The organism is Pseudomonas gebzensis (genome assembly GCF_034427815.1).
GTDB lineage: Bacteria > Pseudomonadota > Gammaproteobacteria > Pseudomonadales > Pseudomonadaceae > Aquipseudomonas.
Map to the genome: position 1 here is coordinate 50,841 of NZ_JAXQNS010000012.1, position 20,800 is coordinate 71,640.

At 61.9% G+C, this 20,800-nt stretch carries 21 protein-coding genes; 15 read left to right on the forward strand and 6 right to left on the reverse strand.

Annotation, left to right across the window (positions count from 1 at the left end; translation table 11 throughout):
- Positions 1 to 15: 15 nt before the first annotated feature.
- The 3 genes from rhlB to algW all read right to left on the reverse strand — a co-directional run bounded on the left by rhlB (position 16) and on the right by algW (position 3,605).
- Positions 16 to 1,482 carry an ATP-dependent RNA helicase RhlB gene (gene rhlB, locus SJI00_RS20060; protein ID WP_322463420.1) on the reverse strand — a complete coding sequence of 489 codons (1,467 nt, stop codon included), beginning with the start codon at positions 1,480 to 1,482 and terminating at the stop codon, positions 16 to 18.
- 164 nt (positions 1,483 to 1,646) lie between these two features.
- Positions 1,647 to 2,303, reverse strand: coding sequence for an alpha/beta hydrolase (locus tag SJI00_RS20065; protein ID WP_322463421.1), 657 nt, complete (start codon positions 2,301 to 2,303; stop codon positions 1,647 to 1,649).
- Positions 2,304 to 2,441: 138 nt separating this feature from the next.
- On the reverse strand, positions 2,442 to 3,605 hold the full coding sequence (algW, locus tag SJI00_RS20070; protein ID WP_322463422.1) for a Do family serine endopeptidase AlgW: 1,164 nt from the start codon (positions 3,603 to 3,605) through the stop codon (positions 2,442 to 2,444).
- 180 nt (positions 3,606 to 3,785) lie between these two features.
- On the opposite strand from algW, the gene SJI00_RS20075 reads away from it, so the two are divergent.
- The 5 genes from SJI00_RS20075 to SJI00_RS20095 all read left to right on the forward strand — a co-directional run bounded on the left by SJI00_RS20075 (position 3,786) and on the right by SJI00_RS20095 (position 9,573).
- The gene (locus tag SJI00_RS20075) at positions 3,786 to 4,544 is read left to right on the forward strand and encodes a Nif3-like dinuclear metal center hexameric protein (RefSeq protein ID WP_322463423.1); all 759 of its coding nucleotides are present in this window, start codon (positions 3,786 to 3,788) and stop codon (positions 4,542 to 4,544) included.
- A 167-nt stretch (positions 4,545 to 4,711) separates the two neighbouring features.
- Positions 4,712 to 5,629, forward strand: coding sequence for a sulfate adenylyltransferase subunit CysD (cysD, locus tag SJI00_RS20080; RefSeq protein ID WP_322463424.1), 918 nt, complete (start codon positions 4,712 to 4,714; stop codon positions 5,627 to 5,629).
- Between the two features lie 16 nt (positions 5,630 to 5,645).
- Positions 5,646 to 7,547: a sulfate adenylyltransferase subunit CysN gene (gene cysN / locus SJI00_RS20085; protein ID WP_322463425.1), complete on the forward strand. Its 1,902-nt coding sequence runs from the start codon at positions 5,646 to 5,648 to the stop codon at positions 7,545 to 7,547.
- 333 nt (positions 7,548 to 7,880) lie between these two features.
- A complete protein-coding gene (locus tag SJI00_RS20090; protein WP_322463426.1) occupies positions 7,881 to 8,261 on the forward strand; it encodes a tail fiber domain-containing protein in 381 nt (126 codons plus the stop codon).
- A 115-nt stretch (positions 8,262 to 8,376) separates the two neighbouring features.
- On the forward strand, positions 8,377 to 9,573 hold the full coding sequence (locus SJI00_RS20095) for a methionine gamma-lyase (RefSeq protein WP_322463427.1): 1,197 nt from the start codon (positions 8,377 to 8,379) through the stop codon (positions 9,571 to 9,573).
- Positions 9,574 to 9,626: 53 nt separating this feature from the next.
- On the opposite strand, the gene SJI00_RS20100 is transcribed toward SJI00_RS20095, so the two are convergent.
- Entirely contained in the window at positions 9,627 to 10,064 is a 438-nt protein-coding gene (locus SJI00_RS20100; RefSeq protein ID WP_322463428.1) for a Z-ring associated ZapG family protein, read from the reverse strand.
- A gap of 140 nt (positions 10,065 to 10,204) precedes the next feature.
- Between SJI00_RS20100 and SJI00_RS20105 the strand changes: the two genes are divergently transcribed.
- The 3 genes from SJI00_RS20105 to zapE all read left to right on the forward strand — a co-directional run bounded on the left by SJI00_RS20105 (position 10,205) and on the right by zapE (position 13,393).
- Positions 10,205 to 10,840 (forward strand): alpha/beta hydrolase, encoded by a 636-nt coding sequence (locus SJI00_RS20105; RefSeq protein ID WP_322463429.1) that lies wholly within the window; start codon positions 10,205 to 10,207, stop codon positions 10,838 to 10,840.
- Between the two features lie 25 nt (positions 10,841 to 10,865).
- Positions 10,866 to 12,215 (forward strand): tryptophan--tRNA ligase, encoded by a 1,350-nt coding sequence (locus SJI00_RS20110; RefSeq protein WP_322463430.1) that lies wholly within the window; start codon positions 10,866 to 10,868, stop codon positions 12,213 to 12,215.
- A gap of 83 nt (positions 12,216 to 12,298) precedes the next feature.
- Positions 12,299 to 13,393: a cell division protein ZapE gene (gene zapE / locus SJI00_RS20115; RefSeq protein ID WP_322463431.1), complete on the forward strand. Its 1,095-nt coding sequence runs from the start codon at positions 12,299 to 12,301 to the stop codon at positions 13,391 to 13,393.
- Between the two features lie 68 nt (positions 13,394 to 13,461).
- On the opposite strand, the gene SJI00_RS20120 is transcribed toward zapE, so the two are convergent.
- Both SJI00_RS20120 and SJI00_RS20125 read right to left on the reverse strand, forming a co-directional pair.
- Positions 13,462 to 14,385: a GlxA family transcriptional regulator gene (locus SJI00_RS20120; RefSeq protein WP_322463518.1), complete on the reverse strand. Its 924-nt coding sequence runs from the start codon at positions 14,383 to 14,385 to the stop codon at positions 13,462 to 13,464.
- A 217-nt stretch (positions 14,386 to 14,602) separates the two neighbouring features.
- Positions 14,603 to 15,643 (reverse strand): NADP(H)-dependent aldo-keto reductase, encoded by a 1,041-nt coding sequence (locus SJI00_RS20125; protein ID WP_322463432.1) that lies wholly within the window; start codon positions 15,641 to 15,643, stop codon positions 14,603 to 14,605.
- 258 nt (positions 15,644 to 15,901) lie between these two features.
- On the opposite strand from SJI00_RS20125, the gene rplM reads away from it, so the two are divergent.
- From rplM to SJI00_RS20160, 7 genes are all read left to right on the forward strand, one after another.
- Entirely contained in the window at positions 15,902 to 16,330 is a 429-nt protein-coding gene (gene rplM / locus SJI00_RS20130) for a 50S ribosomal protein L13 (protein WP_312935517.1), read from the forward strand.
- Positions 16,331 to 16,344: 14 nt separating this feature from the next.
- A complete protein-coding gene (gene rpsI, locus SJI00_RS20135) occupies positions 16,345 to 16,737 on the forward strand; it encodes a 30S ribosomal protein S9 (RefSeq protein ID WP_312935518.1) in 393 nt (130 codons plus the stop codon).
- A 263-nt stretch (positions 16,738 to 17,000) separates the two neighbouring features.
- Entirely contained in the window at positions 17,001 to 17,594 is a 594-nt protein-coding gene (petA, locus tag SJI00_RS20140) for a ubiquinol-cytochrome c reductase iron-sulfur subunit (protein ID WP_322463433.1), read from the forward strand.
- Positions 17,594 to 18,805 (forward strand): cytochrome b, encoded by a 1,212-nt coding sequence (locus SJI00_RS20145; protein WP_322463434.1) that lies wholly within the window; start codon positions 17,594 to 17,596, stop codon positions 18,803 to 18,805. Before petA ends, SJI00_RS20145 begins: the two co-directional genes overlap by 1 nt.
- On the forward strand, positions 18,805 to 19,584 hold the full coding sequence (locus SJI00_RS20150) for a cytochrome c1 (protein ID WP_322463435.1): 780 nt from the start codon (positions 18,805 to 18,807) through the stop codon (positions 19,582 to 19,584). Before SJI00_RS20145 ends, SJI00_RS20150 begins: the two co-directional genes overlap by 1 nt.
- Positions 19,585 to 19,705: 121 nt before the next feature.
- Complete coding sequence (locus SJI00_RS20155) at positions 19,706 to 20,329, forward strand: glutathione S-transferase N-terminal domain-containing protein (RefSeq protein ID WP_322463436.1); 624 nt, start codon at positions 19,706 to 19,708, stop codon at positions 20,327 to 20,329.
- A gap of 10 nt (positions 20,330 to 20,339) precedes the next feature.
- The gene (locus SJI00_RS20160; protein WP_322463437.1) at positions 20,340 to 20,777 is read left to right on the forward strand and encodes a ClpXP protease specificity-enhancing factor; all 438 of its coding nucleotides are present in this window, start codon (positions 20,340 to 20,342) and stop codon (positions 20,775 to 20,777) included.
- The last annotated feature ends 23 nt before the right edge of the window (positions 20,778 to 20,800 follow it).

Consider the following 20,800-nt stretch of genomic DNA (forward strand, 5'->3'; position numbering starts at 1 on the left):
GGCCCTGTCGTGGCGTTACTGCGTCTTGCGCACCACCGGCTTGAGCAACGCTTCTGGCGGCATCTCGCACTTGATCTTGCGCCCCAGCAGTTGCTCGATGGCCGGCAACTGGTACGAGTCGTCTTCGCCGGCAAAGCTGATCGACACGCCACTGGCTCCGGCGCGACCGGTGCGGCCGATGCGGTGGACATAGTCGTCCGGGTCTTCGGGAAGGGTGAAGTTGATCACGTGGCTGATGCCGTCGATGTGAATGCCACGCCCGGCCACGTCGGTGGCCACCAGCACGGTCACGCGGCCTTCGCGGAAGTTTTCCAGCGTGCGGATGCGCTTGTGCTGCGGCACGTCGCCCGACAGCTGCGCCGCGTTGATGCCATCGCGCACCAGCCGCTCTTCGATGCGCCGCACTTCATCTTTGCGGTTGGCGAACACCATCACGCGTGGCCAGCCGCTCTGCGTGACCAGGTTGTACAGCAGCGTGTACTTGTCGCTGCCGGCCACGGCATAGACGTGCTGCTCGACCGTGTCGCTGGCGACGTTTTCCGGCTCGATCTCGACAATCGCCGGGTCGGTGGTCCACTGCTTGGCCAGGTTCATCACATCCTCGGTGAAGGTCGCGGAGAACAGCAGCGTCTGGCGTTCGGACTTGGGCGGGGTCTGACGGATGATCTGGCGAACCTGCGGGATGAAACCCATGTCGAGCATGCGATCGGCTTCGTCCAGCACCATCACTTCGACCATGTCCAGGTGCACCTCGCCGCGCTGGTGGAAGTCCATCAGGCGGCCCGGTGTGGCCACGAGGATGTCGCAATGGCGCGCTTCGAGGGCCTTGAGCTGCTTGTCGAAGTCCATGCCGCCGACGAAGGTCATCACGTTCAGGCCGGTGTATTTGGTCAGCGCTGCGGCATCCTTGGCGATCTGCACGACCAGTTCGCGGGTCGGGGCGATGATCAGCGCGCGCGGTTCACCCATGAAGCGTTCCTTGGGCGGTGGCGTCTGCTGCAACTGGGCGATGATCGAGATCAGGAACGCCGCTGTCTTGCCGGTACCGGTCTGCGCGCGGCCGATGGCATCCTGGCCGCGTAGCGTATAGCCCAGCACCTGCGCCTGGATCGGCGTGCAGTACGGGAAGCCCAGGTCGTGGATGGCATGCATCAGGGTGTCGGACAGCGTGAAGTCGTGGAAGCGCGTCTTGCCTTCTTGCGGCGCGACGGCGAAGTCTTCCAGCTTCCACAGTGAGGCCTGCGGCTTGGGCTTGCGTTCGCGGCGTGGCTTGGCCTTGCCAGCGGGCTCGTCCTGCGTGGCGGGCATGTCCGGCGCGACGGGTTCGACTGGCGCCGGCTGGGCTGCAGGAAGCGGCTGGGGGGAGCGCGGGGAAACCGGTTCAGAGACGGCCGGCGGCGTTTGTATCACGGGGGCAGCGGGCGCGACGGCCTGAGCGGCGGCCTCTTCCTTGCCAAATAGTTTTTTGAGTGCCTTGAGCACGATGGTCTCATCAACTGGTTAAGGAATGTACGCCGGGCAGTGTAAAGCAAGTTCCATGCGCGGCGTAGTGCAGGGCGGGAAGAACTACAAACCCCCGGTCGGGCGAGGGCAGGCTGGACGCTGCCCGCGCGTCGGCCAGCGCCGCGTGGGCGCGGCGCACGCGTTTAACGCAGGCGTGCGGCCAGCCAGGTGTAGATGTCCTGAATTTCCTTGGGCTGCACCTCGTGCTCCATCGGATATTCTTCCCAGCTCGCCTCGACGCCCCAGCGCTTGAGGTGCTCGAAGGCGGTGCGGCCCATGGACGGGATCACCACCGGGTCGTGCACGCCATGCAGGCACAGCGCCGGGGTGCGTTGCTGGCAGGCGCTGAGCTGGTGTTCGTCGCTGAACGTCGGCGCGTAGGTCGACAGCGCCAACACCCCGCCCAGGGCCTCCTGCCATTTCACGTAGGCGGTATGCAGCACCACCGCGCCGCCTTGGGAGAAACCGGCCAGAACGATGCGCGAGAGGTCGATGCCCTTGCTGCGTTCGGCTTGGATCAGGGCGATGACCTGCTCGGCGGACTCGTCCAGTTCAGCTTCATCGATCGCCCGTGCCGGGCTCATGGCCTTGATGTCGTACCAACTCGGCATGGCGTAGCCGCCGTTGATGGTCACGGCGCGGATGGGCGCCTGAGGCATGATGAAGCGGGTGCTGAGCAGGCCTTCCTGCAAGGCTTCAGCCACGGGCAGAAAATCGTAACGGTCGGCGCCCAGACCATGCAGCCAGATGACACAGGCATCGGCGGTTTTCTGCGGTTCAAGCATCAGCGGTTCAGTCATGTGCGCTCCAGGCGGTGGGCATTGTCCTGTTCAGGTGCAGGAAAGCGCCGGCCATTAGGTAAGTGGTGCAAAGCATGGCGCAACCCTACACGTTTTGTCGTCGGCACGTGCGCAGGCACGGCCTTGGCCTGTGCAAGGCTACTTGTCCTCTTTCTTGACCACAGGTGCCGGTGGCGGCCGAAACCCGACCTCGGCGATCAGCTTGAGCTGCTTGCCGTTGCGCATCACTTCGATGGCCACCTTGTTGTTCGGTTTGATCCGCGCCACCTGGTTCATCGACTTGCGCCCGTCGCCAGCCGGCTCGCCATTGATGTTGAGGATCACGTCGCCCACCTGCAATCCGGCACGCGCCGCGGGACCCTCGCGGAAGATACCGGCGATGACGATACCCGGGCGGCCCTTGAGGCCGAACGACTCGGCCAGCTCCTGGCTCAGCGGCTGCACCTCGATGCCCAGCCAGCCGCGAATCACCTGGCCATGCTCGATGATCGACTTCATTACCTCCAGCGCCAGCTTCACCGGGATGGCGAAGCCGATGCCCTGGGAACCGCCCGACTTGGAAAAGATCGCCGTGTTGATACCGGTCAGGTTGCCGTTGGCATCGACCAGCGCGCCGCCGGAGTTACCTGGGTTGATGGCGGCATCGGTCTGGATGAAGTCTTCGTAGTTGTTCAGCCCCAGCTGATTACGCCCCGTGGCGCTGATGATGCCCATGGTCACTGTCTGGCCGACGCCGAACGGGTTGCCGATGGCCAGTGACACATCGCCGATGCGCAGGGTGTCGGAGCGGCCGATGGTGATGGCGGGAAGGTCCTTGAGGTCGATCTTGAGCACTGCAAGGTCGGTCTCGGGGTCACTGCCGATGACCCGGGCCAGGGTCTCGCGGCCATCCTTGAGCGCCACCACGATCTGGTCGGCACCGCTGGTGACGTGGTTGTTGGTCAGCAGATAGCCCTCGCGGCTCATGATCACCGCCGAGCCCAGGCTCGACTCCCAGCGCCGCTGCTTGGGCAGGTTGTCGCCGAAAAAGCGGCGAAACTGCGGGTCTTCGAACAGCGGATGGGCCGCGTTCTTGTTGACCACCTTGGTGGTGTACAGGTTGACCACCGCCGGTGCTGCAGTGGTCACGGCGTCGGCATAGGACACCGGGCCCTGGACCATCTGCGTGGTCTGTGGCGCCTGTTGCAGATTGACGTCCTGGCTGGGCAGGCCCACCCATTGCGGAAAGCGCTGGATGACCAGCAGCGCGATCAAGATCCCGGTGAGAAGGGGCCAGCCAACGTAACGCAAAGCCTTGAGCATCGAATCGATCCTGGGAGTAGGGCTGTGGCCGCAGGGCCAGGGCAGGCGCGCCCAACCTTTTCAACCCTGCGGCGAGCGGCGACGGTCAGCGGTGTTCGCGCAGCGGTCGGCAGCTCATAATGGCCGGCATTATACGGGCACTCGGTCCGTCACCAATGCCGATTTGAAGGAGTTTTTTCCATGGCAGTTGCGCTCGATACGCTGGTCGCCGAAGCCGAACGCTACCTGGGCAGCAAAGGCTTTGCCGACTACTGCCCCAACGGCCTGCAGGTCGAGGGTCGCCCGCAGGTCAGGCGCATCGTCAGCGGCGTGACCGCCAGCCAGGCGCTGCTCGATGCCGCCGTCGAGGCCGAGGCCGACCTGGTGCTGGTGCACCATGGCTATTTCTGGAAAGGCGAGAGCCCGTGCATCACGGGGATCAAGCAGCGCCGGCTGAAGACCCTGTTCAAGCACGACATCAGCCTGCTGGCCTTCCACCTGCCGCTGGACGTGCACCCGGAGGTCGGCAACAACGTGCAGCTCGCGCACCAGTTGGGCATCGCCGTGGAAGGGCCGCTGGACCCGGACGACAAGCGCGTGGTCGGCCTGCTTGGTTCGCTTGCAGAACCGCTTTCGCCCCGCGACTTTGCCCGCCGCGTGCAAGAAGCGCTGGGGCGTGAGCCGTTGCTGATCGATGGCGAGCAGATGATTCGCCGGGTTGGCTGGTGCACAGGCGGCGGTCAGGGCTATATCGACCAGGCCATCGCCGCCGGCGTGGACCTGTTCATCAGCGGTGAGGCGTCGGAACAGACCTTCCACAGTGCCCGCGAAAACGGCATCAGCTTCATCGCCGCCGGCCACCATGCCACCGAGCGCTATGGTGTGCAGGCGCTGGGCGATTACCTGGCTCGGCGCTTCGCCGTGGAGCACCTGTTCATCGACTGCCCCAACCCCATCTGAAACCGCGCCACGCTAGCGCCGGCGGGCGCTTGAGGCCAAACCGACAGTCATATGGTTAGATTCTTTCGATCTAGCCCGGTGCCTAAATAGAAGCAGCCGCTGTGATAGAGTGCCTCGCTCGAACACGGCCCGCAGGCCGTCCATAAGATCGTTTTTCGTGAGTAGCCATGGTCGACAAACTGACGCACTTGAAACAGCTGGAGGCGGAAAGCATCCACATCATCCGCGAGGTGGCCGCCGAGTTCGACAACCCGGTCATGCTGTACTCGATCGGCAAGGATTCCGCCGTGATGCTGCACCTGGCGCGCAAGGCCTTTTTCCCGGGCAAGCTGCCGTTTCCGGTGATGCACGTCGACACCCAGTGGAAATTCCAGGAGATGTACCGTTTTCGCGACAAGATGGTCGAGGAAATGGGCCTGGAACTGATCACCCACGTCAACCCTGAAGGGGTGGCGCAGGGCATCAACCCCTTCACCCACGGCAGTGCCAAGCACACCGACATCATGAAAACCCAGGGCCTGAAACAGGCGCTGGACCAGCATGGTTTCGACGCAGCGTTCGGCGGCGCGCGTCGCGATGAAGAGAAGTCCCGCGCCAAGGAGCGCGTCTACTCGTTCCGCGACAGCAAGCACCGCTGGGACCCGAAGAATCAGCGCCCGGAGCTGTGGAACGTCTACAACGGCAAGGTCAACAAGGGTGAGTCGATTCGCGTATTCCCCCTGTCGAACTGGACCGAGCTGGACATCTGGCAGTACATCTACCTCGAAGGCATCCCGATCGTGCCGCTGTACTTCGCCGCCGAACGTGACGTGATCGAGAAGAACGGCACGCTGATCATGATCGACGACGAGCGCATCCTCGAGCACCTGTCCGAGGAAGAGAAGGCGCGCATCGTCAAGAAGAAGGTGCGCTTCCGCACCCTGGGCTGCTACCCGTTGACGGGCGCGGTCGAGTCCGAGGCCCAATCGCTGACCGACATCATCCAGGAAATGTTGCTGACGCGGACTTCCGAACGCCAGGGCCGGGTCATCGACCACGACGGCGCAGGCTCCATGGAAGACAAGAAACGTCAGGGCTACTTCTAATTTTCAGGGTCATTCCATGTCGCACCAATCCGATTTGATCAGCGAAGACATCCTCGCTTATCTGGCTCAGCACGAGCGCAAAGAACTGCTGCGGTTCCTCACCTGCGGCAACGTCGACGACGGCAAGAGCACCCTGATCGGGCGCCTGCTGCACGATTCCAAGATGATCTACGAGGACCACCTCGAAGCCATCACTCGCGACTCGAAGAAGTCCGGCACCACCGGTGAAGACATCGACCTCGCGTTGCTGGTCGATGGCCTGCAGGCCGAGCGCGAGCAGGGCATCACCATCGATGTCGCCTACCGCTACTTCTCGACCGCCAAGCGCAAGTTCATCATCGCCGATACCCCAGGCCACGAGCAGTACACCCGCAACATGGCCACCGGTGCCTCGACCTGCGACCTGGCGATCATCCTGGTCGATGCCCGCTACGGCGTGCAGACCCAGACCCGCCGCCACAGCTACATCGCGTCGTTGCTGGGCATCAAGCACATCGTGGTCGCGGTCAACAAGATGGACCTCAAGGGCTTCGATGAAGCCGTCTTCGAGTCGATCAAGGCCGATTACCTGGACTTTGCCGAGCGCATCAACCTGCAGCCGTCGAGCCTGCACTTCGTGCCGATGTCCGCGCTCAAGGGCGACAACGTGGTCAACCGCAGCGAGCGTTCGCCGTGGTACACCGGCCCTGCGCTGATGGAAATCCTCGAAACGGTGGAAGTGGCGGCCGACCGCAACTTCACCGACCTGCGTTTCCCGGTGCAGTACGTCAACCGCCCGAACCTGAACTTCCGCGGTTTCGCCGGCACCATCGCCAGCGGCATCGTGCACAAGGGTGACGAAGTGGTGGTACTGCCTTCGGGCAAGAGCAGCCGGGTCAAGTCCATTGTCACCTACGAAGGTGAACTGGAGAGCGCGGGCCCAGGCCAGGCGATCACCCTGACCATGGAAGACGAGATCGACATCTCCCGTGGCGACCTGCTGGTGCATGCCGACAACGTTCCGCCGGTCACCGACCAGTTCGACGCCATGCTGGTGTGGATGGCCGAAGAGCCGATGCTGCCGGGCAAGAAATACGACATCAAGCGCGCCACCAGCTACGTGCCGGGTTCGATTGCCAGCATCGCGCACAAGGTCGATGTGAATACCCTGGAAAAGGGCGCTGCCAGCGCCTTGCAGCTTAACGAGATCGGTCAGGTGAAGGTCAGCCTGGACTCGTCGGTGGCCCTGGATGGCTATGACAGCAATCGCACCACCGGTGCGTTCATCGTCATCGACCGGCTCACCAACGGCACCGTGGGCGCCGGCATGATCATCGCGCCGCCGGTGCTGCCGCACGGCGGCACTGGCCAGCATGGCAAGACTGCCCACGTGGCCACCGAAGAGCGCGCGCTGCGCTTCGGCCAGCAGCCGGCCACCGTCCTGTTCAGTGGGCTTTCTGGCGCGGGCAAGAGCACCCTGGCCTATGCTGTGGAGCGCAAGCTGTTCGACATGGGCCGTGCGGTCTACGTGCTCGATGGCCAGAACCTGCGCCACGACCTCAACAAGGGTCTCCCGCAAGACCGCGCCGGCCGTACCGAAAACTGGCGCCGCGCTGCCCATGTGGCGCGCCAGTTCAACGAAGCCGGCCTGCTGACCCTGGCCGCCTTCGTCGCGCCGGATGCCGAGGGCCGCGAGCAGGCCAAGGCGCTGATCGGTGCCGAGCGCCTGGTCACTGTTTACGTGCAAGCCTCGCCACTGGCGTGCCGCGCCCGTGATCCGCAAGGCCTGTACGCCGCCGATGGCGATAACATCCCGGGCGAGAGCTTCCCGTACGATGTGCCGCTCGATGCCGACGTCGTTATCGACACGCAGACAGTGAGCGTCGAAGAAGGCGTCAAGCAGGTGCTGGATGTGCTGCGTCGGCGCGGTGCGATCTAAGCGCTGAGCTGAAGCTGCATCGACCAACAACCCCGCTTCGGCGGGGTTGTTGGTTTTCGCAGGAGCGTTGTTCTGTGGTCAGCGAAGGCGCCCCTGCCGGCTCGAAGTCAGGGGCCATGGCAAGCGTTCACGCCTTGTAGCTGGGCGCTGAAATGGGCGAGCGGGTAAGGCAAAAAGTCCGGCTTGTGAACGTCCCTCGTACTATCAGAAAAATCCCCACCCCCTGTTACTGTATTCCTCACCCTACTGCGGTAAATACGGACGGTGCTGAACGGCTCGATTCTTACACTTGTAGTTGTACATTTCGTACGTATAACAACAGTGGAGTAGCGCATGAAGTTCGCCATCAACAAGACCCTGTTCGCAGCCTCTTTGGTTACCCTGACCCTGTCGGGCGCCGCTCACGCGGGCGGAGACGTTGGTCAGCCGTGCTGCCCGTTCAGTGACGAGACGTTGAAGAATTCGGTTCAGCCGGTGACAAATGCGACACAAAAAGTCTTGCAACTGCGCGGCGTCGAGTTCAAGTGGAATGATTCGGGCCGTGACGATGTGGGTGTGATCGCGCAGAACGTCAACGAAGTGTTTCCGCAACTGGTGCACAAGAAGCAAGGCCTGATGACGGTCGACTATGACAAGCTTGTTGCCCCGCTGATCGAATCGGTGCGTGAGCTCAACGCACGGATCGAAGTTCTGGAAAAAGCCAAGGCGCAGTAACACGCGTCTGCAGGGCAGCCCGGCTTAGGCCGCGTTGCCATTACGGCGCGAGGATTGGCAACGTGTCACCGGTGCAGTGGCTAAGCTTTGAGCAAACCACCGGAGGCACGATGCCATGCATGACGCCGACCAACGCCAAGGGTTCAACACGCGAGCCATCCATCTAGGCTACGACCCGCAATCCCATCAGGGCGCGCTGGTGCCCCCTGTCTACCAGACCACGACCTATGCCTTCCCGACCGTCGAGCAGGGCGCGGCGTGTTTCGCCGGGCAAGCTGACGGGTATTTCTACAGCCGTATCTCCAATCCGACCTTGGCCTTGCTCGAAGCGCGCATGGCGTCGCTCGAAGGCGGTGAGGCCGGCCTCGCACTGGCGTCGGGCATGGGTGCAATCACCGCCACGCTGTGGACCCTGTTGCGCCCTGGCGATGAAGTGATCGTCGGTCATACGCTGTACGGCTGCACCTTCGCTTTCCTGCACCATGGCATCGGTGAGTTCGGCGTCACGGTGCGCCATGTCGATCTGAACGACACCCTGGCGGTGCAAGCGGCCATCAGCCCTCGCACGCGGCTGTTCTACTTCGAAACCCCGGCCAACCCCACCATGCAGTTGATCGATATCCAGGCCCTGGTGCGGATTGCCCGAATGCATGATGTGCTGGTCGTGGTCGATAACACCTACTGCACACCTTACCTGCAACGCCCGCTGGAGCTGGGTGCCGATCTGGTCGTGCATTCGGCGACCAAGTACCTCAGTGGGCATGGCGACCTCAGCGCAGGCCTGGTGGTGGGGCGCAAGGCACTGGTCGACAGGGTTCGTCTGCAGGGGCTCAAGGACATGACCGGCGCCGTGCTCAGCGCGGCGGATGCCGCTTTGCTGATGCGCGGGCTCAAGACCCTGACCCTGCGCATGGATCGCCATTGCAGCAATGCCCAGGCCGTTGCGCAGTTTTTGCAGGTGCAGCCTCTGGTGGACGTGATCCATTACCCCGGGCTGCCCAGCTTCGCTCAGTACACGCTGGCTCAGCGGCAAATGCGCCTGCCCGGTGGCATGCTGGCGTTCGAGTTGAAGGGTGGCCTGGCAGTCGGGCGACGCTTCATGAACGCGCTACAGCTGTTCACCCGCGCGGTCAGCCTGGGTGATGCCGAGTCGCTGGCGCAGCACCCTGCAAGCATGACCCACTCCAGCTACACGCCCGAGGAACGCGCGGCGCATGGCATTTCCGAAGGTCTGGTGCGGCTGTCGGTAGGGTTGGAAGACATCGAGGACTTGATCGCCGATCTCAAGCAGGCGCTGGCAGTCTGCGCCTGACCACGGCCGGGCGCCGGCCATGAAAAAGGCCGCTTGCGCGGCCTCGTTCAAAATCAGTGTTTCAAGCCGTAGCTTTCATCCAGCATGCCCGGCGAGTTGGGCGCTTTGGGCGCGTAGTCGCGTGGCACTTCGGCGCTGTCGCGCGGCGGGGTCAGGCGGTCGCGGTGATGATGCGGCGCCTCGGCGTGCAGCGCGGCAAGCAGGCGCTGGCGGGTGAGGTCGTCGAGTGCCAGGCGGTCGGCACCTTCGGCCAGGTGATTTTGAACGTCCTGGTAGCTCTGCGTGAGGCGCGTGACCAGGGTCGCGGTGCTGTTGAAATGCGTTACCACTTCATTCTGATAACTGTCGAAGCGCTGCTGGAGATCATCCAGTTGACGCTGGGAACTGCTGGGGGCTGCGTTGGGCAGCAAGCGTGCAGCAACAAAGCCGGCGACGACGCCAACCACCAATGCCAGGGTCGGCAACAACCAAACAAGGAGCGAGAGTTCCACGAGTCCTTCCTCTATAAACGGCTTTGCTTTACGTTAACGGCTCAGACCTGCGCTGTATACCGCGAGCGATCGCAACTATCTCAGAACAGAATTCAATCCGCTAGACGAATCGACCCCTCCCCAGGTCACGGAGTAGTCCCTTGCTTGTCCGCGAAACCCCTTGTGTCATCGACGGTCCCGTCGGCCCCCTCGAAGCCCTGCACCTGAGCGTCGCCGACGCGCGCGGCGTAGTGCTGATCTGCCACCCGAACCCGGTTCAGGGCGGCACCATGCTCAACAAGGTGGTCTCGACCCTGCAACGCACCGCCCGTGACGCCGGCTACAGCACCCTGCGCTTCAACTACCGAGGCGTCGGCCAAAGCGCCGGCAGCCATGACATGGGCGCCGGCGAAGTCGACGACGCCCAGGCTGCGGCGCAGTGGCTGCGCAAGCAGCACCCGCATCTGCCGCTGGTGCTGATGGGCTTCTCCTTTGGAGGGTTCGTTGCCACCAGCCTGGCGGGGCGTCTGGAGCAGGCGGATATCGAAGTGGCACAACTGTTCATGATCGCCCCGGCGGTGATGCGCCTGACCGAGCAGTTCCCCCTGCCACAGCGCTGCCCGATTACCGTGATCCAGCCTGATGCCGACGAAGTCGTGCAGCCCCGGTTGGTTTACGATTGGTCTGCCGCACTGCCGCGTCCCCACGCCTTGCTGAAAGTGGCAGAATGCGGACACTTCTTCCATGGCAAGCTGACCGATCTGAAGGATCTGCTGTTGCCGCGCCTCTCGAACTGAGCCAAGCCTGACCAAGCGAACACCCATGACTACGCGCATCCTTACCGGCATCACCACCACCGGCACCCCGCACCTGGGCAACTTTGCCGGCGCCATCGGCCCGGCGATCCGTGCCAGCCAGCAGCCCGGCGTCGATTCGTTCTATTTCCTGGCTGACTACCACGCCCTGATCAAGTGCGATGACCCGCAGCGCATTCAGCGCTCGCGCCTGGAAATCGCTGCCACCTGGCTCGCCGGTGGCCTCGACCCGGACAAGGTCACCTTCTACCGCCAGTCCGACATTCCGGAAATCCCCGAGCTCACCTGGCTGCTGACCTGCGTTGCCGCCAAGGGCCTGCTCAACCGGGCACATGCCTACAAGGCCTCGGTCGACAAGAACCTCGAGCACGGTGAAGACCCGGACGCCGGCGTAAGCATGGGGCTGTTCAGCTACCCGGTACTGATGGCCGCCGACATCCTCATGTTCAATGCCCACCGCGTGCCGGTAGGCCGTGATCAGGTGCAGCACGTGGAAATGGCGCGCGACATCGGCCAGCGCTTCAACCACCTGTTCGGCCAGGGCAAGGAATTCTTCACCCTGCCGGAAGCTGTGATCGAGCAAAGCGTCGCCACGTTGCCGGGCCTGGACGGGCGCAAGATGTCCAAGAGCTACGACAACACCATCCCGCTGTTCTCCAGCGCCAAGGACATGAAAGACGCCATTTCGCGCATCGTCACCGACTCGCGCGCCCCGGGCGAAGCGAAAGATCCGGACAACGCCCACCTGTTCACCTTGTACCAGGCGTTTTCCACGCCAGTGCAGGCCCAAGCCATGCGCGACGACCTGCTGCAAGGGCTGGGCTGGGGCGAGGCCAAGCAGCGTCTGTTCCAACTGCTCGACCAGCAACTGGCCGCGCCCCGCGAGCGCTACCAGCAACTGCTCGCTCGCCCGGCAGACCTGGAAGACATCCTGCTTGCCGGCGCCGTCAAGGCCCGCAAAACCGCGTCCCCGTTCCTTGAGCAATTGCGCGAAGCGGTCGGCCTGCGTTCGTTCCGCACCCTCGTCGCCAGCACCACCGAGACCAGCAAGAAGGCAGTTAAAAGCGCGCGTTTTGTCAGCTTCCGCGAAGACGACGGCACCTTCCGCTTCCGCCTCCTGGCGGCCGATGGCGAGCAACTGCTGCTGTCGCAGCGCTTTGCCGATGGCAAGAGTGCAGGTGCCGTCAGCAAGCAACTGCAACAGAGCGATGACGCCGACGTGCGCGTCGAAGGCCTGGGCTTTGGCCTGTGGCTGAACGGTGAGCAGGTCGCCCAAGGGCCGTCGTTCACTGACGCCGCCGCCCGTGACGCTGCGGTCCAGCGCTTGCGCGCGGCGCTCAAGCCCGTCGAGAACTGAGGCACATTGACGCAAGTCTCATTGCCATTGCCCGGGGCCGTCGCTACAGTGACGGCCCGGTTTTGTTGCCTTGCTAACGAATTATGACGCCTCTAGAACGATACCAAGCAGATCTCAAACGCCCTGACTTCTTCCACGACGCGGCGCAGGAAACGGCAGTGCGTCACCTGCAGCGGCTGTATGACGACTTGATCGCGACGCAGAACAACAAGCCGGGCCTGTTCGGCAAGCTGTTCGGTCGCAAGGAGCAGACACCGGTCAAGGGTCTGTATTTCTGGGGCGGCGTCGGCCGCGGCAAAACCTACCTGGTCGACACCTTCTTCGAAGCGCTGCCGTTCCAGCAGAAGACGCGCACCCACTTCCACCGCTTCATGAAGCGCGTGCACGAAGAGATGAAGACCCTCAAGGGCGAGAAGAACCCGCTGACGATCATCGCCAAGCGCTTCTCGGACGAAGCGCGGGTCATCTGCTTCGACGAGTTCTTCGTCTCTGACATCACCGACGCCATGATCCTGGGCACCTTGATGGAAGAGCTGTTCAAGAATGGCGTCACCCTGGTGGCCACCTCGAACATCGTGCCCGACGGCCTCTACAAGGACGGTCTGCAGCGCGCACGGTTCCTGCCTGCCATCGCCATGATCAAGCAGCACACCGACGTGGTGAACGTCGACAGCGGGGTGGACTACCGTCTGCGCCACCTCGAGCAGGCCGAGCTGTTCCATTACCCGCTCAACGAAGCCGCCCAGGAAAGCCTGCGTCAGAGCTTCAAGGCGTTGACGCCCGATTGCACGCGGGCGGTGGAAAACGATGTGCTGATGATCGAGAACCGTGAAATCCACGCGTTGCGCACCTGTGACGATGTCGCCTGGTTCGACTTCCGTGCATTGTGCGACGGGCCTCGCAGCCAGAACGATTACATCGAGCTGGGCAAGATCTTCCACGCCGTGCTGCTGAGCAACGTCGAGCAGATGAGCGTCACCACCGATGACATCGCTCGACGCTTCATCAACATGGTCGATGAGTTCTACGACCGTAACGTCAAGTTGATCATCTCTGCCGAGGTCGAGCTCAAGGACCTGTATACCGGGGGCCGGCTGAGCTTCGAGTTCCAGCGCACCCTGAGCCGTCTGCTCGAAATGCAGTCCCACGAGTTCTTGGCGCGCGCACACAAGCCCTGAACCATTTCATGTTCATCGCCCCATGAAGAACCGGACGTTCGTCCGGTTTTTTTATGCGCGCTGCACGCTCAAGAGGCGCTTGCCGAGGCCAAGCGCTCGCTGTCCTGCATGAACTGCTGGCGGTACTGGTTGGGCGACAGCTCGGTGTGCTGGCGGAACAATCGCGCAAAGAAACTCGCATCGTCGTAGCCCACCTCGTAACTGATGGTCTTGATGCTCTTGCGGGTGCTCGACAACAGGCCCTTGGCGGTTTCGATGCGCAGGCGCTGCAGGTAGTGCAGCGGTTTGTCGCCCGTGGCGCCCTGGAACCTGCGCATGAAGTTGCGAATGCTCATGCCGTGGTTGCGGGCCACGTCCTCGAAGCGGAACTTGTCGGCGAAGTGGTCTTCGAGCCAGTGTTGGATCTGCAGGATGATTAGGTCCTGGTGCAGCTTCTGTCCACCGAAGCCCATTCGCCCCGGCGTGTAGTTGCGTTGCACTTCATAGAGGATGTCGCGCGCCACGGCCTGGGCGACATTGGCACCGCAGAAACGCTCGATCAGGTAGATGTACAGGTCGCAGGCCGAGGTGGTGCCGCCGGCGCAGTACAGGTTGTCGGCGTCGGTCAGGTGCTTGTCCTGATTCAAGCGCACCCGGGCGAAGCGTTCGGCAAAAATGTTGAAGAACCGCCAGTAGGTGGTCGCTTCCTTGCCATCGAGCAGCCCGGCTTCGGCCAGCCAGAACACCCCGCTGGCCTCGCCACACAGCACCGCCCCCCGCGCATGCTGCGCGCGCAGCCAGGGCAAGACCTGCGGCGCGCGGGCCAGCAGGGTGTCGAAATCGCCGGAAAACGCCGGGAGGATGATCACGTCGGCATCGTTCAGGCCGCCGTCGACCGGAATCCGTACCTTGCTGAAACTGTCCACGGGCTGGCCGTCGGGGCTGACCAGGCAGATGTCGAACATCGGCTGCTGGTTCAGGCCCAGCTGCTTGCTATAGCGCAGGCTGGCCAGGTGAAAGAAATCCTTGGCCTGCATCAGCGTCGAGGCGAACACGTGGTCGGTGGCCAGGATGCTGACCCGCTGCAAGTTCGCGCTGGAGGGAGTGAGCGTCATCGTCGTTATTCTTATAGGGGAAAGTGGTCAATCACTGGCTGGATCGTCTTATTTTTTTGCCGGCATGTCTAGCACGGGCCTGCAGGGAAGGGCGCCGCAGCGCCCGCCTGGAAGGTCAGGGTGCCGGGTTGGGCTGGTCCTGGTGGATGGCTTCGATAGCAGCCAGCAGTTCGTCGCTAAGGCGAATTTCGCTGCTGTCCAGGTTGCTCTTGAGCTGTTCGAGGGTAGTGGCGCCAATGATATTGCTGGTCACGAACGGCTGTTGAGTGACGAACGCCAGGGCCATGTGCACGGGGTCCAGGCCGTGCTTGCGCGCCAGCTCGACGTAGCGGCTGCAGGCGCTGACGGTCTGCGGGTTGGAGTAGCGCGCGAAGCGGCTGAACAGCGTCAAGCGAGCGCCTTCGGGGCGCGCACCCTGCTCGTACTTGCCCGACAGCATGCCGAAGGCCAGCGGCGAATAGGCCAGCAGGCCGCATTGCTCGCGGATCGCCACCTCCGCCAGGCCCACTTCAAAGCTGCGGTTGAGCAGGTTGTAGGGGTTCTGGATCGACACGGCACGTGGCCAGCCCCGGCTTTCAGCCAGTTGCAGGAACTTCATGGTGCCCCATGGCGTTTCATTGGACAGGCCGATGTGGCGAATCTTGCCCGCGCGGACCTGCTCGTCCAGTACCTCCAGGGTTTCCTCGATCGGCGTGAAGAGGTCGTTGGACAGGTGCTGGTAGCCCAGCTTGCCGAAGAAGTTGGTGCTGCGTTCCGGCCAATGCAGTTGGTAGAGGTCGATGTGAGTGGTCTGCAAGCGCTGCAGGCTGGCGTCGAGCGCCGCCACGATGTGCTGGCGGTTGAGCTTGAGCTGCCCGTCGCGGATATGGCTGATGCCGTTACCCGGCCCTGCGACCTTGCTCGCCAGGGTCCAGGCGTCACGATCGCCGTGCTGGCGGAACCAGTTGCCGATGATTCGTTCGGTGGCGGCATAGGTCTCCGGGCGAGGCGGGACCGGGTACATCTCTGCGGTGTCGATGAAGTTGACCCCGTGCTCGCGCGCCATGGCGATCTGCTCGAAAGCCTCGGCCTGGCTGTTCTGCTCGCCCCATGTCATGGTGCCCAGGCACAAGGCGCTGACGGTGAGGTCGGTACGACCCAGCTTGCGGTATTCCATGTGGCAATGTCTCCTGATGTGAATAGATGAGCGATGCGGGTTGAAATTCTCCGGGAAATCTGGATAATTATGCGCCTTCGTGCGCTGCGGAAGTGATGCACCGCGTTGTACGAGAAACCTTTGCCGAATCTGGACGCGCCGACCCGAGCCCCCTATAGCGTCCGTATGCGGCTGCGCGCTTGACTTGTCAAGTGATGCACTAACCAGTAAGATTCGCCGTCTTAATTTTCGCTGGGCGGCCTCTGAGGCTTTTAGAGAATGAAAACTTTTACTGCTAAACCGGAAACAGTAACGCGCGACTGGTTCGTCGTCGACGCCGCTGGCCAGACCCTGGGTCGTCTGTCCACCGAAATCGCTCGTCGTCTGCGTGGCAAGCACAAGGCCGAGTACACGCCTCACGTTGACACCGGCGACTACATTGTCGTCATCAACGCCGAGCAGGTACGTGTTACGGGTGCCAAGGCTACAGACAAAATGTACTACTCCCACTCCGGCTTCCCGGGCGGTATCAAGGAAATCAACTTCGAGAAGTTGATCGCCAAGGCCCCCGAGCGCGTGATCGAGACCGCGGTCAAGGGCATGCTGCCTAAGAACCCGCTGGGCCGCGACATGTACCGCAAGCTGAAAGTGTACGCGGGTGCTGCTCACCCACACACTGCACAGCAGCCTCAAGAACTGAAGATCTAACGGGATAGTACATTATGTCGGCGACTCAAAATTACGGCACTGGCCGTCGCAAGACCGCAACCGCTCGCGTGTTCCTGCGTCCAGGTACTGGCAACATCTCCATCAACAATCGTCCTCTGGACACGTTCTTCGGCCGCGAAACCGCTCGCATGGTTGTTCGCCAGCCGCTGGAACTGACCGAGAACCTTGAGAAGTTCGACATCTACGTCACCGTTGCTGGTGGTGGTGTCAGCGGTCAAGCCGGTGCAATTCGCCACGGCATCACCCGCGCTCTGATGGAATACGACGAAGCCCTGCGTCCGGCCCTGCGCCACGCTGGCTACGTTACCCGCGATGCTCGTGAAGTCGAGCGTAAGAAAGTGGGTCTGCGTAAAGCGCGTAAGCGTCCTCAGTACTCCAAGCGTTAATCGCGCTTCGGCAGTCGAGAAAAACCCGATTCCTTGGAATCGGGTTTTTTTTTGCCCGTCTACTAGCCTCTCAGCAAGCTCGCGGCCCATCTCCTTATAGACGCAGATCAAGCAATGCGAGGGTTGCAGCCGCCAGGCGGCTAATCACCTTGTCACTGTGTGGATTTGTTTCTTACCATGGCGGCCAAATTTTGGTGCCACAGACATTATCTAAATAGATGCCTGTTCAAACAGGTCATGACCGCTGATGGGGAGAGGACTGAATGAGTAATGACGGCGTCAACGCAGGGCGGCGCCGCTTCCTTGTAGCTGCCACATCAGTGGTGGGTGCAGCGGGGGCAGTGGGCGCTGCAGTACCGTTCGTGGGGTCGTGGTTCCCCAGTGCCAAGGCGAAAGCTGCAGGCGCGCCGGTGAAGGTCAATATCGCCAAGGTCGAGCCTGGCCAGCAGATGGTCGCCGAGTGGCGCGGGCAGCCGGTATTCATCGTGCGGCGCACCGAAGAGATCCTCGGCAATCTCAAGAAAGTTGTCGGTGACCTGTCTGATCCGGAGTCCAAGGCGTCGGTTCAGCCCACCTATGTCGATCCGCACGTTCGCTCGATCAAGCCGGAAATTCTCGTGTTGGTCGGTCTGTGCACCCACTTGGGGTGCTCGCCGACGTTTCGTCCTGAAGTGGCACCGGTAGACCTGGGGCCCAAGTGGGTCGGCGGTTATTTCTGCCCTTGCCACGGCTCGCACTACGACATGGCCGGCCGCGTGTACAAGTCGCAGCCTGCGCCGCTCAATCTGCCCGTGCCACCGCATGTTTATGAGTCGGACGACATCATCGTCATCGGCGTCGATCAGGAGAACGCATGATGAGCAAGTTCATGGAGTGGATCGACGCGCGCTTCCCTGCGACCAAGATGTTCGAAGACCACCTGAGCAAGTACTACGCGCCCAAGAACTTCAACTTCCTGTACTTCTTTGGCTCGCTGGCCTTGCTCGTGCTGGTCAACCAGATCGTCACCGGCGTGTGGCTGACCATGAGTTTCACCCCATCGGCCGAAGAAGCGTTCGCGTCGGTGGAATACATCATGCGCGATGTGGAGTACGGCTGGATCCTGCGTTACCTGCACGCCACTGGTGCATCGGCATTCTTTATCGTGGTGTATCTGCACATGTTCCGCGGCCTGCTTTATGGCTCTTACCAGAAGCCTCGCGAACTGGTCTGGCTGTTCGGCATGCTGATCTACCTGGCGCTGATGGCCGAAGCGTTCATGGGCTACCTGTTGCCGTGGGGGCAGATGTCCTACTGGGGTGCGCAGGTGATCATCTCGCTGTTCGGCGCGATCCCGGTGATCGGCGATGACCTGACCCAGTGGATTCGCGGTGACTACCTGATTTCCGGCATTACCCTGAACCGCTTCTTCGCACTGCATGTGGTTGCATTGCCTATCGTGATTCTGGGTCTGGTGGTGCTGCATATCCTGGCGCTGCACGAAGTGGGCTCGAATAACCCCGACGGCATCGACATCAAGAAGCACAAGGACGAAAACGGTATTCCCCTCGACGGCATCCCATTCCATCCCTACTACACCGTCAAGGACATCGTCGGCGTGGTGGTCTTCCTGTTCGTGTTCTGTTCGGTCGTGTTCTTCTTTCCGGAAATGGGCGGCTACTTCCTGGAAAAACCCAACTTCGAGCAGGCCAACGCCTTCAAGACACCCGAGCATATTGCCCCAGTCTGGTACTTCACACCGTTCTACGCGATCTTGCGCGCGGTGCCCGACAAGCTGATGGGCGTCATCGCCATGGGTGCAGCGATCGCCGTGCTGTTCGTGCTGCCCTGGCTGGATCGCAGCCCGGTACGCTCGATGCGTTACAAGGGTTGGCTGAGCAAAGTGTTCCTGCTGGAGTTCTGCGTGTCCTTCGTGATTCTGGGCGTGCTCGGCGTACTGGCGCCAACCCCAGGCAGAACGTTGCTCTCGCAGGTCTGCACCGTGCTGTATTTCGCCTACTTCCTGCTGATGCCGTTTTATACCCGGCTTGAAAAGACCAAACCGGTTCCGGAAAGGGTGACTGGCTGATGAATAAGCTGATTGCTGTACTGCTGCTGGCAATGATGCCGTTGTTTACCTGGGCTGCCGAGCATGGCGTTGCGCTGGACAAGGTCGATATCGACCTGACCGACAAAGCAGCCCTGCAAGATGGTGCGCGTACGTTCACCAACTACTGCATGGGCTGCCACAGTGCCAAGTTCCAGCGTTATGAGCGCGTGGCTGATGACCTGGATATTCCGCACGATGTCATGCTGCAGAACCTGGTGTTCACAGGGGCGAAGATTGGCGACCACATGAAGATCGGCATGCAGGCCCAAGATGCCAAGACCTGGTTTGGCGCTGCGCCGCCTGATCTGACCCTGGTCGCTCGGGTACGTGGGGAAGAGTGGTTGTACAGCTACCTGCGCAGTTTCTACGCAGATCCATCGCGACCCTATGGCGTGAACAACAAGGTATTCCCGAACGTAGGCATGCCAAACGTGCTGGTCGGTCTGCAAGGTAACCAGGTGATTGGTTGCAAACAGGTGCAGACCGAGGTCGACGGCAAGAAGCAGTTCGACCCATTGACGGGTAGCCCATTGACCCATGAAGCGTGCGATCAGCTGACCGTTGAGCCGAATTCCGGTACCCTTACGGCCGAGCAGTTCGACGAGAAGGTCAAGAATCTGGTGACCTTCCTGGCTTATTCGGCCAACCCGGTCAAGCTGGAGAGCCAGCGTATTGGCACCTATGTGTTGCTGTACCTGGCTTTCTTCTTCGTATTTGCCTACTTGCTCAAGCGCGAATACTGGAAGGACGTGCACTGATCACGCAGTCATAGCGGGGAATTGAACGCGCCCCGAGGCGGCCTGGCACTATGTCCAGTGCCGCCTCGGGGCGCGTTTGCGTTTACGGTTTTATACGCATTGATATGCGAGGAGTCATTTCATGGGCGTCACCAACAGGTTGGCCTGCTATTCCGACCCCGCTGACCCTTACTCTCATCGCGTGCGCCTGGTGCTTGCCGAGAAGGGTGTCACCGTACAGGTCATCGACGTCGATGCTGCGCATCCGCCGCCCAAGCTGGTCGAGGTGAATCCCTACGGCACGGTCCCGACCCTAGTAGATCGTGACCTGGCGCTGTATGAGCCGAGCGTGGTAATAGAGTACCTCGATGAGCGCTACCCACATCCGCCGTTGATGCCGGTCTATCCGGTGGCGCGCGGCAATAGCCGGTTATTGATGCATCGTATCCAGCGCGACTGGTGCGCGCTGGCCGATACCGTGCTGGATCCGCGGAGCACGGCGGCCGTCAGCGGCGAAGCGCGCAAGGCATTGCGTGAAAGCCTCACTGGGGTCTCTGCGCTGTTTGGCGAGTTCTCCTGCTTCATGAGCGAGGAGCAAAGCCTCGTCGATTGTTGTCTACTGCCTATCCTCTGGCGTTTGCCGATGATGGGCATCGAATTGCCGCGGCAAGCAAAGCCGCTGCTGGATTACATGGAGCGGCAGTTTGCTCGCCCGTCCTTCCAGGCGAGCCTGTCATCCGTTGAACGCGAAATGCGCAAAGTTTAAGGAGCCGGTGATGAACTCCAGTCGCCCCTATCTGGTTAGAGCACTGTACGAGTGGATCGTCGACAACGATTGCACGCCCCATATGCTGGTCAACGCCGAATACCCGGCGGTTCAGGTCCCGGATGGTTTCGCCAGTGATGGTCAGATCGTCCTCAACGTTTCGCCTAGCGCCGTGCGCAACCTGCACATGGATAACCAGGCGGTCAGTTTCGAGGGGCGCTTTGGTGGCGTCCCGCACAGCTTGTATGTGCCAATTGGCGCCCTTCTCGGAATCTATGCCCGGGAAAACGGCCAAGGGATGGTCTTCGAGCTGGAGCCGTCCATGGAAGAAGACGATGATCAGTTGCTGGAAGACGAAGGGTTCAGGTCAGACGACGATGACTCGCCCGACGGTGGTGGGCAACCGCCACGGCCGACTGGGCGACCCAGTCTGAAGGTGGTCAAGTAAGTAAAAAGGCGATCCGGTTGGAT

Bases quoted from the DNA above. Each gene is read 5' to 3' on its own strand.
- SJI00_RS20065 (WP_322463421.1), bottom strand. From the start codon at position 2,303: ATGACTGAACCGCTGATGCTTGAACCGCAGAAAACCGCCGATGCCTGT.
- algW (WP_322463422.1), bottom strand. From the start codon at position 3,605: ATGCTCAAGGCTTTGCGTTACGTTGGCTGGCCCCTTCTCACCGGGATC.
- SJI00_RS20075 (WP_322463423.1), top strand. From the start codon at position 3,786: ATGGCAGTTGCGCTCGATACGCTGGTCGCCGAAGCCGAACGCTACCTG.
- cysD (WP_322463424.1), top strand. From the start codon at position 4,712: ATGGTCGACAAACTGACGCACTTGAAACAGCTGGAGGCGGAAAGCATC.
- cysN (WP_322463425.1), top strand. From the start codon at position 5,646: ATGTCGCACCAATCCGATTTGATCAGCGAAGACATCCTCGCTTATCTG.
- SJI00_RS20090 (WP_322463426.1), top strand. From the start codon at position 7,881: ATGAAGTTCGCCATCAACAAGACCCTGTTCGCAGCCTCTTTGGTTACC.
- SJI00_RS20095 (WP_322463427.1), top strand. From the start codon at position 8,377: ATGCATGACGCCGACCAACGCCAAGGGTTCAACACGCGAGCCATCCAT.
- SJI00_RS20110 (WP_322463430.1), top strand. From the start codon at position 10,866: ATGACTACGCGCATCCTTACCGGCATCACCACCACCGGCACCCCGCAC.
- zapE (WP_322463431.1), top strand. From the start codon at position 12,299: ATGACGCCTCTAGAACGATACCAAGCAGATCTCAAACGCCCTGACTTC.
- SJI00_RS20125 (WP_322463432.1), bottom strand. From the start codon at position 15,643: ATGGAATACCGCAAGCTGGGTCGTACCGACCTCACCGTCAGCGCCTTG.
- rplM (WP_312935517.1), top strand. From the start codon at position 15,902: ATGAAAACTTTTACTGCTAAACCGGAAACAGTAACGCGCGACTGGTTC.
- rpsI (WP_312935518.1), top strand. From the start codon at position 16,345: ATGTCGGCGACTCAAAATTACGGCACTGGCCGTCGCAAGACCGCAACC.
- petA (WP_322463433.1), top strand. From the start codon at position 17,001: ATGAGTAATGACGGCGTCAACGCAGGGCGGCGCCGCTTCCTTGTAGCT.
- SJI00_RS20145 (WP_322463434.1), top strand. From the start codon at position 17,594: ATGAGCAAGTTCATGGAGTGGATCGACGCGCGCTTCCCTGCGACCAAG.
- SJI00_RS20150 (WP_322463435.1), top strand. From the start codon at position 18,805: ATGAATAAGCTGATTGCTGTACTGCTGCTGGCAATGATGCCGTTGTTT.
- SJI00_RS20155 (WP_322463436.1), top strand. From the start codon at position 19,706: ATGGGCGTCACCAACAGGTTGGCCTGCTATTCCGACCCCGCTGACCCT.
- SJI00_RS20160 (WP_322463437.1), top strand. From the start codon at position 20,340: ATGAACTCCAGTCGCCCCTATCTGGTTAGAGCACTGTACGAGTGGATC.